Origin of the sequence: Leifsonia sp. CL147, from assembly GCF_900114565.1 — a bacterium.
In the GTDB taxonomy this organism is placed as follows: Bacteria; Actinomycetota; Actinomycetes; order Actinomycetales; family Microbacteriaceae; genus Leifsonia.
This window is the reverse complement of record NZ_FOTM01000003.1, coordinates 199,517-213,627: the sequence shown is the minus strand read 5'-3', so window position 1 is coordinate 213,627 and position 14,111 is coordinate 199,517. Positions and strand designations below refer to the sequence as shown.

Here is a 14,111-nt window from a genome sequence, read left to right as displayed (position 1 = left end):
CCGTGCTAGTGTTTGTTCTTGTGCCGCGGGGTGGAGCAGCTCGGTAGCTCGCTGGGCTCATAACCCAGAGGTCGTAGGTTCAAATCCTGCCCCCGCAACCAAGAAGGCCCGGACTCGGTGGAGAAATCCCCGGTCCGGGCCTGTTTTGTCTCTCCGGGATCGACTCGATCGGGCGCCCCCGACCACGATGAGTTGCCGTTTCCCGCGCGCATCTCGTACTGCTCAGGAGCGCGACGGGGACGCCGCCGATGGCGAAGTCGATCAGTGTCGCAGGTTCAGAGGCGAACGGGATCCAAGCGTTCGGCGAGCTCCTTCCGCACTATGGCAGTGTCTTTGGCGTTCGCGGTGAGCCGGAAGAACGCGTTCCACCGGGTGGAGCGGACCGCAAGTGGAATGACGAGCTCCGGGTCGTTGAGCGCGATGTCGATGAGGGAGGCCGACCGCGTGTGGCCAGAGCCGACGTCGACGGAGGTGAACTCGGTGGTTATGGTCTGAATGTTTTCTCGCTCGAGCGTGATCGTCTTCCCATCGTTCGTCGTGATCAGGATCGCGCCGCCGGTGATGACGAGCGGAAACCAGAACGGCAGCTTCAGGTTCGTGCCCCTGTGCCCGCCTGTCCGCACGCCGTCATCTACGAGCATTCGCAGCCGCGCCACAGTCAGGTTCAACCGCACACCCTCCAGCACCAGAGCCTCCGGGTGCGACTTCGCGGCGCGTACGAGCCGTCCCATGCTCATTGCCCGAACAATGAGGAGTGCTGTCGCGATGACGGCCATCGTCGAGAACCAGAGTGTCATCGAAACCGGAAACGGCAGTGCAGACTGCGCCGAGTACGTTCGTTTGCCATTCGGAAACACAACGGCTGAAACGATTCCAACCGCCGGAAGAACGAACCACCACAGTTCACGGATCCAAGCCGCTCGAGTGCTGCTCGTGGGAGCCATCCGCCAGAGTCGCGCGCCACTCACAAGATACGTTGCGACCATCGCAAGAGCGAGCGCCCCGTCTCCCCAATAGAGCGGTACCCACGGAGCGATCCAGAGCGAGGCCAGCGAACCCGTGTAGGGCTCTTGGTGCTCTGTTGAAGCAAGACAGTATCCCTGGCGATTGCCGACCGCCCACGCCGTCTCGCTGGGACTGAAAGAGGTGAACCAGCCGATCGGACCTGGTGGGAGGTGCGTGCTGCATATCTTCGTCATTGCAGCGCGAGCGCCCGAGTCGCCCGGAAATGGACCGGCCGGGAGTGAACCGACCCAATAGAACTCGCCACGATGCGCTTGCTCACAGTCAAGAACCGTCACCCTGTCCGGCACACTCCCCGAACCGATGTCCGAGCACATTCCGACCTTCACCCCGTCCCAGGGGACCTGATGACCGGGTGTCGAACCAGGCGCGTCCGTCGAGCCGCCGCCGGATGCGAAACCAGAGAGCAGGACCAGTGCTGCGCCTGCGAGGAGAGAGCCGACGACTGTCCGCAACGCTCGAGAACCGCCACGCGACGGATGGTGCCTACTCATGAGATAGACCCTACCGATCCGGTCAGCGAAGGACGGATGCAGACGTGCCCGAGGCCGTGCCTTTTGCAGACGTTCTGTCATGCGCCGGACAACCGCGGTGACTACGAATTCGTCGCCTGATGCGAGGATATGCAGATGGCGATTTTCGTGAACCGTGCGTGGGCTTCAGTGTCGTCGACCAGTCGGCGGCAGATGTCACGATTCGCGTCTATCTAGCGGGTGAACGTGCGAGCCGGCACACAGCCGAAGGCGCAGGGTCAGGTCCAGGGAGCAGCACAGTGGCAGACGAGCACGGCAAGGCGACGCAGGCCGCCGTCCGCGAGCGGAATCTGACCACGGCGCTGCAGCTCGTGCTTTCGGGCAAGGGGACGGCGACGCGGGCCGGGATCGCCCGGCGCACCGGCCTCACGAGCGCGACCGTCTCCTCCCTGCTCGCCGGGCTCATCGCGGACGGGCTGGTCATCGAAGGCGAGCGTGCGGAGAGCACGGGCGGCAAACGAGCCACGACCCTGCGCGTCGCCCGCGAGAGTCACGTCCTCCTGTCGCTGATCGTCCAACCGGGCCTCGTGCGCGGAGCGGTCCTCGACCTCCTCGGCGAGGAGCTGACGGTGACGCGACGACCGGCGGCAGCGGGCTCCCTGGAGGACCTCCGACGCGTGACGCAGTCGCTCGTGGCCGGGACGACCGCCCACATCGTCGCGGTCGGCATCCAGGTGCCCGGCATCGTCGACGGCACCGTGATCCGGGAGTCTGTGCAGCTGGGATGGAGGGAGCTGGACCTCGCGCGGGAGCTGGCCGGGATCGTGGAGGCGCCCATCCACCCGATCAACGATGCCGACGCCGAGGCGATCGCCGATTCCGGGGCGTCCGGCGGCCTCGGTGCGAACCAGCTCTTCGTCTCGCTGAGCACCGGCGTCGGAGCAGCCGTCGTGGTGGACGGCGCCGTCGTGAGCGGCGCCGCGCATCGCGCCGGCGAGATCGGGCACGTTCCCGTGCTGTTCGGGCCGGACGCTCCGCTCTGCCCCTGCGGCAACCGGGGCTGCCTGGAGGCCGTGGTCTCGGTCACGAGCATGCTCGGGCTCCCCCACGGTGCCGACCTGGAGGCGTTCGACCTCGCGGCCCTCGCCGACGCCCCGGAGTCACGCGAACGGATCGCGGAGGGCGCCCGTGTCCTCGCGCGCGCCCTCCTGCTGGTCGGAGCCGCGCTCGACGTGCCCACCATCGTTGTCGGCGGTGCGGCGCCACGGCTGGGGCAGGCGTTCATCGACGGGCTCCGGGAGGAGGCCGCGCGGCGTCCGGTACGCGCCGCGATGCCGCTCGGCTTCCGCTACGCCACGGTGTCCCAGGAGCATCCGTACCGCGGCGCGGCGCAGCACGCCCTCGCCGCGGCCCTCGGTGTCACCTGGACACCGTGACCGCCATCGCTTCCCGCTGAGGCTCAGGAGACGCCGAGCTGCGCCGATAGGACCATGACGACGCAGCCGCGCAGGACGATGTCCCGGCCCTGGCTGGTCATCCGTACGGTGACGCCGGAGTGGAATCCCGCCATCGTGCGGTTGCGAAGCGTCTCGCGGAACGCCTCCAGGACGATGCCGTCGAGGAGGTCCTCCGGCCCGGCGAGCACCAGCTCGGAGAGGTTGAGCGCACCGACGACGGGAGCAAGCGCCACGCCGAGACGCTGACCCGCCTCGCGCAGCACCTGTTCTGCCGGGCGCCCGGCGGCCGTAGCCGTGGCCAGGCGCCGCTCCAAGCGCGGCACCGCCAGCCAGGCCTCCAGGCTGTGCTCGCGATCGTACGGCGCATCCGGCCCCTCATCAGTGCCGACGATGACCTGGCCGATCTCGCCGGCGGCGAACCGGCTGCCGAAGACGAGGGCCCCGGCGACGAGCAGGCCGGAGCCGACGCCATGGCCGACTTTGACCAGCATCATGTCGCCCTGGGCGTCTGCGAATCCGTGCTCGGCGAGGACGGCCACGTTCGCGTCGTTCGCCACGAACACCGGCAGGCCGGTCCGCTGCGCGAGGAGCCGTTGGAGCGGCTCGTCCGCCCAGCCGAGGTTGGGGGCGGCCGCGACGGTGCCCTCCGCATCCACGATGCCCGGCGATCCGATGCCGATGCCGAGGACCGGGGCCGTGGCGAGCGCGACGAGGCGATCGACCAGCGTCAGCACCTTGTCCGTGGCGTCCTGTCCGCGAGTGCCGGCCAGCTCGATCACCACCGCATCCAGGATGCGGCCGTCGATGTCCAGCACCGCTCCACGGAAGACGGCGTGCTCGCTGAGGTCGACGCCGATGATCTGGGTGGCGGAGCGGTCCACGTCGAGCAGTACCGCCGGCTTTCCGGGCCGGGCGTCGTCGCGCTGCCCCAGCTCGACGACGAGGCCCTCGGCGATGAGCTCGGCCACCAGGTCCGAGATGGTCACCCGCGTGAGCCCGGTGCTGCGTGCGAGGTCCGCCCGGCTCACACGCCCCGAGCGATACAGCGACTGCAGTACGAGCGAGCGGTTGTGGCCCCGGGCGTGCTCGGGCAGCACCTTGGTCCGCGGACGGAGGGCGCGTCCGGGCACCAGTCCCCCGTCGAGTTGTGCGCCCCGGTCGGCGGCGTCACGTCTGCCCTGCTCGATCACCATGTTTGTTAGTAAAGCTGACAATCAAAGTTCGGGCAAGCTTTTCGCCCGAGGGATCCGAGAGAATGTCCCGATGCGCGGCGGGGATGCGTCCCCCGGCGATCCGGGTTATCGTCGGCGCATGTGCCGCAACATCCGCTGCCTCCACAACTTCGAACCGCCCACCACCGACGATGAGGTCCGGGAGGCCGCTCTCCAGTTCGTCCGCAAGGTCAGCGGATCGACCCGTCCCTCCCGCGCGAACACGCCGGCGTTCGAGCAGGCGATCGACGAGATCGCCGAGGCCACCCGGCGGATGCTCGATCAGCTGGTGACCACCGCGCCGCCGAAGAGCCGGGAGCTCGAAGCGGTCAAGGGCCGGCAGCGGCACGAGAAGCGCATGGAGCGCGAGGTCAGGATCCGCACGTCCTCCGCGTGAGAGACGGGTGACGTCGTCGCCGACGCGTCACCCGCCTCCCGTGCTATTCGGCCGCCTGCTCCTCGGCTCCCCTGCTCCTCGACTCCTCGGCTGCTACTTGGCCGCCGGCTGGCCCTCCGCCGCGAGGGCATCCGCGATCGCCTGCTGGAGGCGCTTCTGCGCCTCGCCATAGGCCGCGAAGTCGCCGCTCTTGAGAGCCGCCTGGCTGTCCGACAGCGCCTGGTTCGCCCGCTGCAGCGCCTGCTGCAGGGCGGCGTTGTTCCCGGTGGACGGCGTGCCGGTGGAGCCTCCGCCGGTCTGCGTGCCGCCGCCCGGCTGCGTCGTGCCGGGAACGTTGTTGTCGCCGGCCGAGGCGCCCGAGTCTCCGCCGAAGAGCGCATCCAGGGCCTGATCGAGCGTGTCCTCGAACTCGATCTTGTCGCCGAACGCGACCAGCACCTTCTGCAGCAGCGGATAGCTCGTCTCACCCGAGGACCGGACGTACACGGGCTGCACGTAGAGCAGGCCCCCGCCCACGGGCAGGGTGAGCAGGTTGCCGTTGATCACCTCGGACTTGCCCTGCCGCAGCAGGTTCAGGTCTTGCGACACGGTCGGATCGGAGTCGAAGGCGTTCTGCATCTGCCCGGGACCGGGGATGGTGTCGCTCGACGGCAGTTGCAGGAGCCTGAGCTTGCCGTAGCCGGACGAGATCTTGCCCTTCGTCGAGCCGGCGTCGGCATCCACCGCCAGGTAGCCCTTGAGCACCGAACGACTGGATTCGCTGGTCCCCTGCGGGATGAACGTCGAATACAGCGAGAACGCCGGGGCGTCCTGCCCGGGCATCTTCATCGTCAGGTAGTACGGGGGCTGCAGCGCCGGGTTGCCCGAGGACGACGTCGGGTCGTTGGGCGTCGTCCAGGCGTCCTCGCGCGAGTAGAACGAGCCGGCGTCGCTGACGTGGTACTGGCCGAGCACCGCGCGCTGCACCTTGAACAGGTCGGAGGGGTAACGCACGTGACTCATCAGCTGCGCGCTCATGTCGCTCACCGGCTTGACGGTCGCGGGGAACACCTTCTCCCAGGTCTTGAGCACCGGATCGTTGGCATCCCAGGCATAGAGCGTGACCGAGCCGTCGTAGGCGTCGACCGTGGCCTTGACCGAGTTGCGGATGTAGTTGATGTCGTCGAAAGCGTAGGCCGGCTTCGGAGTGTCCTTGTCCGCGGTCGCGTCGCTCAGGCTGCCGACGTGCGAGTACGGGAACTGGTCGCTCGTGGTGTAGCCGTCGACGATCCACTTGACCCGTCCATCCACCACGGCGGGATACGCCTGCGAGTCGAGGGTGAGGTAGGGAGCGACCTTCTGCACGCGCTTGATCGGGTCGCGGTCGTAGAGGATCTGCGAGTCGTTGTTGACGGCGTCGGAGAGCACGATCTGCTCGTCCTGGAACTTCAGCGCGTAGACCAGCCGCTTGAAGACGTTGTCCAGCTTGGGACCGCCGTTGCCGCTGAAGGTCGTGTACGTCTGCTGCGCGCCGTTCGCTCCGCCCGGGTAGTCGAGCTCGACCGGCTTGGTGCCCTTCGGTGCTCCGACGATCGAATAGGTGGGCGACTGCTCGCCGAAGTAGATGCGCGGCTGATAGGCGCCGAGCGTCCCGCTGGTCGGGATGCCGGACTCCATGAAGACCGGCTGGCCGTCGGGCGAGCGCTGGTTGCCGTAGGCGGCGACCAGTCCGTAGCCGTGCGTGTACACCACGGTGTCGTTGAACCAGTTGCGCGCGGTGCCGAGGCCGGACTGCTGCAGCTCGCGGACGGCGACCACGGCATCCTGCTGCGTACCGTTCTTCTCGTAGCGGTCGACGTTGAGCTTGTCCGGGAACGCGTAGTACTGCCGGAACTGCTGCAGCTGACGGAACGACGGACTGATCACCGCCGGGTCGATGATGCGGATCTGCGCGGTCGTCTGCGCATCCTGTCGCAAGGCGCCCTGCTCCGCCGTGGTCTTCGCGTTGTACGGGATGGTGTCGATGTCGCTCAGCCCATAGGCCTCGCGCGTGAAGTCGATGCCCTTCTGCACATAGGGCGTCTCGAGCGTCTTCTGGCTGGGGTCGACCTGGAAGCGCTGCACCACCCACGGGAGGATGGCGCCGACGACGAGCGCGGCGACGATGAGCATCGCCGTTCCGACGATCGGGAAGCGCCAGCGGCCGGCGAACGCGGTCACGACGAACAGCAGCGCGACGATCACGGCCGCGCCGGCGAGCACCGCCCGCCCCGGAATGGTCGCGTTGACGTCGGTGTATGCGGCGCCATTTATCATGTCGTTGACGTTGGAGTCCGTGACTGTCGCATAGCGGTCGAGCCAGATGCTCACGCCCTGCAGCAGCAGGTAGAGAGCCGCGACGATCGAGACCTGGACGCGCGCGGAACGCGAGATACGCACCTCGCGCCCGGTCACGCGGATCGAGCCGTAGAGATAGCAGGTGGCGAGGGTCGCGAGGAGCGCGATGAGGACCACGGCCGATGCGAAGCCCACTGCGCTGCGATAGAAGGGCAGCGCGAACAGGTAGAAGCCGATGTCGAGGTGGAACAGCGGGTCGGTCTTGCCGTAGGAGGTGCCGTTCAGCCACAGCGCCGCCGTCTGCCACCGGCTGGCGGTCGAGACGCCGGCGAAGATCCCGAACACGATCGGGATGCCGTACATCGACAGGCGGCGCAGCGGTTCGATGACCTGCTGATAGCGGTCGAGCTGAGCGTTGAGCTTGGCGTACACCGGCCGCAGGCGGTACGCGAGCAGGATGGCCAGCCATACCGGGAGGGCCATCCCGAAGAACCCGATGAAGAACATCGCGATCCCGGCGAACCACTGCGTGGTGAGCACGTTGAGGAAGCCGATCTGGTCGTACCAGAGGACGTCGGCGTAGAGCCCGGCGAACACGAAGAACAGGATGACCACCGCGACGATCACCCCGAGAGTGATCCAGATGGCCGCGCGACGGCGGCCTGCGGGTCGGACTGCAGCTGGTGAACTCACGTATGGCCCTCTTGGTCTCGCCTGGCGGGAATGGGTCCATCCTAGGCAGCAGACCCTTGGAGTGCGCTGCGGCCCGGCGGAAGTCAGCCCGCGTGGCAGGTGGGCAGGCCGGACGTGCTCGACCCGTCGCGCACCGCCTGGAGGACCTTCAGCGAGTCGGCCAGCGTCTTCACCGCGAACACCTGCAATCCGGACGGAATGTGGCCGACGACCTCGTCGCAGTTGGAGGCCGGCGCGAGGAAGTAGCTCGCCTTCCCGGTGTCGCGCGCCGCGTACATCTTCTGCCGGATGCCGCCGATGGGCCCGATCGCGCCGGTGTTGTCGATCGTCCCCGTGCCGGCGATGCGCTTGCCGCCCGTGAGCGAGCCGGGCGTCAGCTTGTCCATGATGCCGAGGGCGAACATCTGGCCGGCGCTGGGGCCGCCGACGTCGTTCAGCTGGATCTTCACGTCGAACGGGAAGGTGTAGTCCATCCCTGCTCCGATGCCGATGACCACCTGTCCCTGCGACTGGGTCGGGGTGACGGCGACCACGGATGCCGCGCCGTCGCGGACGATGCCGAGTTCGGCGGGCTTTCCCGTGCCGTTCTTCTTCACGGCATCCCGCAGCGCTTGGATGCTGCGGACCTTCACGCCGTTCACGGACGTGATCTCATCGCCCACTTTCAGCATCTGCGACGCGGGGCTGCCGGTCAGCAGCTGCTTCACGGCGACGTTCTGGGGGAAGTCGTAGCCCAGCCGGCTGAGAGCCGCAGCGATCGCATCCTGTTGCGAATCCACCATGGCCGCGGCGTTCTGGGCGTTCGACTGCTCCGTGGTCGTGCCCGGGGGGAAGACGTCGTCGAGCGGCAGAACGGCCTTGCTCGGCTGGAACCAGGCGTCGGCGATCTCGAGCCACGACGGGCTCTGGTCCGGGTTCCCGACCACGGAGACGGTGAGGAGATCGAGCGACCCGGACGTGGGGTACGTCTTGTGGCCCGGGATGCTGATCAGGTCCTTCGCGTCTCCGCCCGACGGCGATCCGACCTGCTGGTCCGTGCCGAGCGTGTTGAACACCGGCCCCGGCTGCTCGATGACGAAGGGAGCGGGGACGAGCGCGAGCACCAGGGCGAGCACCACCGCGACCCCGATCGCGACCCAGCCGATGATGACCCGGCGCGGCGGAGCGATCCGCTCCGCCGCGTGCGCCTGCAGGGCACGATCTTCCTCGCCGAACAGGGTCACAGGGCCGTCCTCTCGCTGGGGTGCTGGTGCGCCGGGGTGCTGGTGGCTCTCCGCCATGAGCGGGTGTTCGCCACAGGCGCACGGCCCGGATGCGAGCATAGGCCAATTCTCACCCGCCGCCCCGGCACCACCGGCTAGCGTAGATGGCAAGCCTGAAGCCGAGCCCGGCGGCTGTTCGATCCGTGGCCGGCTCAGTTCGAGAAGAGGACGCTCACGATGGCCGACGACCAGAACGAGGAGCGGGACGACGACGAGTTCCGCGAACTGCTGAACCAGTTCCTGTCGGGAAACGGCGCGTCGATCGACCCGAGCCGTCTCGCCGGCGCCGCAGGCCTGCCCAACGATCCGGCCAGCATCCAGGCCCTTCTCGGGCAGCTGCAGAACGCCCTGATGAACCCGGGCGGCGGCATCAATTGGGACATCGCGCAGCAGCAGGCGCGCCAGCTCGCCGCCGATGGTGCGCATCCGGTCACTCCGGCGGAGCGTGCCGCGCTCGACCAGGCCTTCCACGTCGCCTCGCTCTGGCTCGACCAGGCGACCGGTGTCGCAGGCCTCAGCAGCACGCCCGAGCTCATCGGCCGGGCGGAGTGGGCGCGACAGACCATGCCGCTGTGGACGCAGCTCGCCGAGCCGGTCGCCCTCAGCATCTCCGACGCTCTGACCCGGGTCCTGTCCGAGCAGGCGCCGGAGGAGATGCAGGCGATGCTGCAGAACGCCGGGCAGGTGATGCGCTCGATCGGCGGCGCGCTGTTCGCCATGCAGCTGGGCCAGGTCGTCGGCCAGCTCTCGAAGGAGGTCGTGTCCGGAGGCGACATCGGCATCCCGCTGCTTCCCGACGGCACAGCGGCACTGCTGCCGCAGAACGTGGCCGAGTTCGGCGACGGGCTCGACATCCCCGCCGACCAGATCCAGCTCTACCTCGCGGTGCGCGAGCTCGCGCACGCCCGGCTGTTCCGGCACGCGAAGTGGCTGCGGCTGCAGCTCATCACCCAGATCACGGCCTTCGCCAAGGGCATCAGCATCGACACGGATGCGCTCGAGTCGCTCGCCGAGAACTTCGACCCCTCGAACCCCGAGGAGCTGCGCGAGGCGATGGTCAGCGGCCGGCTCATCCCGCCGCGGACCGAGGACCAGCAGGAGGCGCTCGCCCGGCTCGAGACTGTGCTCGCGCTCGTCGAGGGCTGGGTCGATGTGGTGACGGCGAACGCCACGCACCTGCTCCCCCGCGCCGCCGCGATCGCCGAGACGGTGCGCCGCCGCCGGGCGTCCGGCGGACCCGCCGAGTCGGCGTTCTCGACCCTCGTGGGCCTGGAGCTGCGGCCGCGGCGGCTGCGGGACGCCGCCGCCATGTGGCAGGCGGTCACGGATGCCGTCGGCATGGATGCGCGGGACACCCTGTGGTCGCACCCCGACCTGCTCCCCCAGTCGTCCGACCTCGACGACCCGTCCGTCCTGGTGGCTCGCCTGACGGCGGCGGCCAGCGGCCAGGAGCCGGAGCAGGACGCGCTCGACCAGGCGATCGAAGACCTCCTGCGCGACGACAGGGATCGCCCGACCGAGGGATGAGGCCGGAGTCCGTGAGGGGCTACTGGGGATAGAGCGTCCTCGGAAAGTCGGTCTGTGGACAACCGCTGAGCGGGCACCTGCGTCCGAGAGGATGCAGGAATGGTCCTCGCACTCGACTCCCGCATCCAGCACGTGTGGCGCACGCCCGACAGCCTCCAGTTCGGCATCGAACGGCCCCTGCTCGTTCTCGAACGGGTGAGCGGCGCGGACGAGCGGATGCTGGCCGCGCTCGGCGGGGGCGTGTCCGCAGAGGGGCTCCGCGTGGTGGCCAAGCGCGCGGGCGCACCGCCGTCGGCCGTGAGGGAGCTGCTGGAGCAGCTGACACCGGTGCTGGCACCCGCGAGCGCCGAGAGGACGGAACCGCCTCTGGTCGTGCTCGACGGCGCGGGGCCGACGGCAGCGACCCTCGAACGGATGCTGTCCGAAGCGGGAGTCGACATCCGCAGCGGACTGTCGTGGTCGGACCCGGTGGTCGCGCAAGCGGAAGCGGCAGTCATCGTCGCCGCCTATGCGGTCGAGCCCCAGCGCCACGCGCGGTGGCTGCGCCGCGACGTGCCGCACCTCCCCGTCGTGTTCGGCGACGCCGGTGTCTGCGTCGGGCCCTTCGTGCGGCCGGGCGACGGTGCCTGCCTGCGGTGTGTCGACCTGCATCGGACGGATGCGGACCCGGCCTGGCCGGCCATGGCCACGCAGCTGCACACCCGGCCGGCCCCGGGCGAGACGGCGATCAGCTCGGCTGCGGCCGCCGCTCGAGGGGCCGCGATCGTGCTGGCGGGCATCGCCGGCTCGGGCGCGACGGAGGGTTCGGGGGTGAATGCCGGGGTGCCGGCGGTGCGTCCGGGGGTGCCGGCGGTGCGTCCGGGGGTGCCGGCGGTGCGTCCGGTTGCGCCGGAGGTGCCTTCCGGGGTGGCCTGGCGCCTGGAGGCCGGAGCCGTCGAGTGGGTCAGCCGCGCGTGGGAGCCGCACCCGGAGTGCGGCTGCCTGGGTCTCCCGGCGTGACCGTGGGCCGGAGCTCGGAGAGGAACCGCGATGGCTGACGCGAGGAGGGTCGACCGGGCTGGTTGCCGCGCGCCGCCCAGCTGAGGCGCAGGCGTTCCCGGGCGCGCGTGATGCCGACGTACAGGAGGCGACGCTCCTCATCCACCTGCTCGAACGTGGTGGCATAACTGATCGGGACGAGTCCTTCGCTCAATCCCACCAGGTAGACGGAGGGCCACTCGAGGCCCTTCGCGGCGTGCAGCGTAGCGAGGGTCACGGCGGACATCGTCGGCTCGTGCTGCCCGGCCTGACGGGCGAGCAGCTCGTCGGTGAAGGCGCGCAGCGTGCGGCCGGGCGGCTGTTCGTCGGCGAGACCCATGATGGCGTTCAGCGACTCCCAGCGCTCGCGGACGGCTCCGCGTGCCTCCGGTGGCTGGACGGACCAGCCGAGGGACCGGAGCACGTCGCTGACCGACTTGAACAGCGGGTCGTCCGTCGCCGCCAGGCTGGCCGCGCGCAACGACATGACGGCCTGTCGCACCTCCGGGAGGTCGAAGAACCGCTTCGAGCCACGGATCTGGTAGCTGATGCCGAGATCGCCGAGCGCCTGCTCGAGCGCGGCCGACTGCACGTTGACGCGGTACAGCACCGCGATGTGCTCGGGTCGCGAACCGGCGGCGAGCTCGGCGGCGATCCGCTGGGCGACAGCGCGCGCCTCCGCGCGGTCATCCTCGTACGCGGTCGGCTCGGGCACCGGATCCACGTCGCGCGCTCCCCCGGGGAGTTCGGCCGGCCTCAGGGTCAGTGCGCCGGAACGGCCGCGCATGAGCCGGTTCGCGACGTCGATCACCGAGGGTGTGGAGCGGTAGTTCTGCTCGAGGCGCACGACCGTCGCTCCGGGATGCTCCCGCTCGAACCCGAGCAAATAGTCGCTGCGGGCACCGGCGAAGGAGTAGATGGTCTGGCTGGCGTCCCCGACGACGCACAGATCGGTCCGTGTGCCGAGCCACAGGGACAGGAGCTGATGCTGCAGCGGCGACACGTCCTGGTACTCGTCGACGACGAAGAACCGGTACTGCTCCCGCACCTGCAGTGCGACGGCGGGCTCCGACTCGATCATGCCGGCGCAGGCGAGCAGCACATCCTCGAAGTCGATCTGCTTGCGCTGGTCCTTGAGCTCCTCGTACTTCTGCAGAAGGCCCGCCACCTGATCCGCGGTCAGCGAGCCCGGCGTCGGGCGGCCCGCCGCCGAGTACTGCTCGATCCCGAGACCGGAGACCTTCCGCCACTCCACCTCGGCGGCCACATCCCGCAGCGTCGCCGTGTCCACGCGCAGCTTGAGGGCTTCCGCGGCCTGCCCGAGCACCCGTCCCTTCCCATCGAGCACGGACGGCAGCTGGCCGCCGACCACCTGCGGCCAGAAGTAGTTCAGCTGCGACAGCGCCGCCGAGTGGAAGGTGCGGGCGGAGACGCCGCCGGCACCGAGCTGGCGCAGGCGTCCCCGCAACTCGGCCGCAGCGCGGCTGGTGAAGGTCAGGGCCATCACGCGATTCGGCGCATACGCGCCGGACGCGACGCCGTAGGCGATCCGGTGCGTGATCGCGCGCGTCTTGCCGGTTCCGGCACCGGCCAGGATGCACACCGGACCGAACAGCGCTTCGGCCGCGACCCGCTGCTGCGCATCCAGGCCGGCGAGCAGCGTGTCCGGCCCGGAGAGCGCGGTGCTCACGGCGCGGGCGGCTCGTCCAGCGGGCCGCCGTACCAGTCCTCGATGAGGGCGCGCGCGATCGACGACCGCCCGGGCAGGATGATCTGCTCCCGCGCCTCCCACAGCTCCTCACGGCTGAACCAGCGGAGGTCCAGGATCTCCTCGCCGTCCGGGTCGAGCGCGGACGGCTCCTGATCGTCGGCGAGCCGGGCGGTCATCCCGATCATCACGGACGCGGGGAACGGCCACGGCTGTGAGCCCTTGTAGCGCGCATCCACGACGCGGATCCCCGCCTCCTCGAAAATCTCGCGCTCCACCGCCGACTCGAACGACTCCCCCGGCTCCACGAACCCGGCGAGCAGCGAGTACCGGGAATGCTCCCACAGGGCATTGGACCCCAGCAGCAGCCGGTCGTCGGCATCCAGAATGGTGACGATCACGGCGGGGTCGGTGCGCGGGAAGACCTCGGAGCCGTCCTCGAAGCAGCGGCGGACCCAGCCCGCCTGCTCCACGACGGTCGGCATCCCGCAACGCGGGCAGTGCGTGTTCGCAGCATGCCAGTTGGCCATGGCCAGCGCTTCGGTGAAGAGTCCGGCATCCCGGTCGCTCAGCGCGGTGGCCACCGTGCGGAGGTTGCCCCAGCGCGCCTCGTCGGGCTCGAGCTCCTGAGCAGCGGCGTCCGTCAGCACCTCGAGGACCACGGCGCTGCCGGGAGGCTCCGCGGCGGTGGCGACCGTGGTGCGGCCGAGGTACACGCGCAGGAGGGCCGAGGTCACCCGGTCGACGGGCAGCAGCTCGAGTTCGGCGGGTCCCGCGCCGGGAGCCGACCATCCATCGGCCGTGGGGGTCGCAGCCTCGACGCTCTCGGCGGTGAGGAGGGCACGGCCCTTCCACAGGGCGAGCACCCGCGTGCCCGGCTCCTCCCACAGCTCGTCGAACAGGGCCGGACGCGATCGCGCCGCATGGTCGCGGTCGGTCGCGTGACGTGAGAGCGCCAGAGCCGCGAGCGGCGGAGCGGGAGTCGGGGCGGACGACATCGAGGTCCTTTCGGGGCGTGGCGGACGGC

At 69.6% G+C, this 14,111-nt stretch carries 10 protein-coding genes and 1 tRNA gene; 5 read left to right on the top strand and 6 right to left on the bottom strand.

All coding sequences use genetic code 11. The features are described from left to right. Window positions 1-24: 24 nt before the first annotated feature. Window positions 25-101 (top strand) — tRNA-Met (locus tag BM287_RS04615). A 174-nt stretch (window positions 102-275) separates the two neighbouring features. Here the strand turns inward: BM287_RS04615 and BM287_RS04610 are convergent. Further along, window positions 276-944: a hypothetical protein gene (locus BM287_RS04610; protein WP_139230617.1), complete on the bottom strand. Its 669-nt coding sequence runs from the start codon at window positions 942-944 to the stop codon at window positions 276-278. An 851-nt stretch (window positions 945-1,795) separates the two neighbouring features. Here BM287_RS04610 and BM287_RS04605 point away from each other — a divergent pair. Next, on the top strand, window positions 1,796-2,932 hold the full coding sequence (locus BM287_RS04605) for an ROK family transcriptional regulator (protein WP_090036421.1): 1,137 nt from the start codon (window positions 1,796-1,798) through the stop codon (window positions 2,930-2,932). A gap of 23 nt (window positions 2,933-2,955) precedes the next feature. Here BM287_RS04605 and BM287_RS04600 read toward each other — a convergent pair whose 3' ends face one another. Beyond that, window positions 2,956-4,146 carry an ROK family transcriptional regulator gene (locus BM287_RS04600; protein ID WP_090036419.1) on the bottom strand — a complete coding sequence of 397 codons (1,191 nt, stop codon included), beginning with the start codon at window positions 4,144-4,146 and terminating at the stop codon, window positions 2,956-2,958. Between the two features lie 118 nt (window positions 4,147-4,264). Between BM287_RS04600 and BM287_RS04595 the strand changes: the two genes are divergently transcribed. Further along, window positions 4,265-4,561, top strand: coding sequence for a DUF2277 domain-containing protein (locus tag BM287_RS04595; RefSeq protein WP_090036417.1), 297 nt, complete (start codon window positions 4,265-4,267; stop codon window positions 4,559-4,561). A 93-nt stretch (window positions 4,562-4,654) separates the two neighbouring features. On the opposite strand, the gene BM287_RS04590 is transcribed toward BM287_RS04595, so the two are convergent. Both BM287_RS04590 and BM287_RS04585 read right to left on the bottom strand, forming a co-directional pair. After that, a complete protein-coding gene (locus BM287_RS04590) occupies window positions 4,655-7,570 on the bottom strand; it encodes a UPF0182 family membrane protein (protein WP_244527879.1) in 2,916 nt (971 codons plus the stop codon). A gap of 83 nt (window positions 7,571-7,653) precedes the next feature. Beyond that, window positions 7,654-8,793, bottom strand: coding sequence for a YlbL family protein (locus BM287_RS04585; protein ID WP_090036413.1), 1,140 nt, complete (start codon window positions 8,791-8,793; stop codon window positions 7,654-7,656). A 216-nt stretch (window positions 8,794-9,009) separates the two neighbouring features. On the opposite strand from BM287_RS04585, the gene BM287_RS04580 reads away from it, so the two are divergent. Both BM287_RS04580 and BM287_RS04575 read left to right on the top strand, forming a co-directional pair. Next, complete coding sequence (locus BM287_RS04580; RefSeq protein ID WP_090036412.1) at window positions 9,010-10,359, top strand: zinc-dependent metalloprotease; 1,350 nt, start codon at window positions 9,010-9,012, stop codon at window positions 10,357-10,359. A 99-nt stretch (window positions 10,360-10,458) separates the two neighbouring features. Continuing rightward, window positions 10,459-11,358, top strand: coding sequence for a hypothetical protein (locus BM287_RS04575; RefSeq protein ID WP_090036410.1), 900 nt, complete (start codon window positions 10,459-10,461; stop codon window positions 11,356-11,358). On the opposite strand, the gene BM287_RS04570 is transcribed toward BM287_RS04575, so the two are convergent. Then, on the bottom strand, window positions 11,303-13,066 hold the full coding sequence (locus BM287_RS04570) for an ATP-dependent helicase (RefSeq protein ID WP_090036409.1): 1,764 nt from the start codon (window positions 13,064-13,066) through the stop codon (window positions 11,303-11,305). The genes BM287_RS04575 and BM287_RS04570 overlap by 56 nt on opposite strands. Beyond that, window positions 13,063-14,082 (bottom strand): NAD(+) diphosphatase, encoded by a 1,020-nt coding sequence (gene nudC, locus BM287_RS04565; protein ID WP_090036407.1) that lies wholly within the window; start codon window positions 14,080-14,082, stop codon window positions 13,063-13,065. Before nudC ends, BM287_RS04570 begins: the two co-directional genes overlap by 4 nt. Window positions 14,083-14,111: the final 29 nt, after the last annotated feature.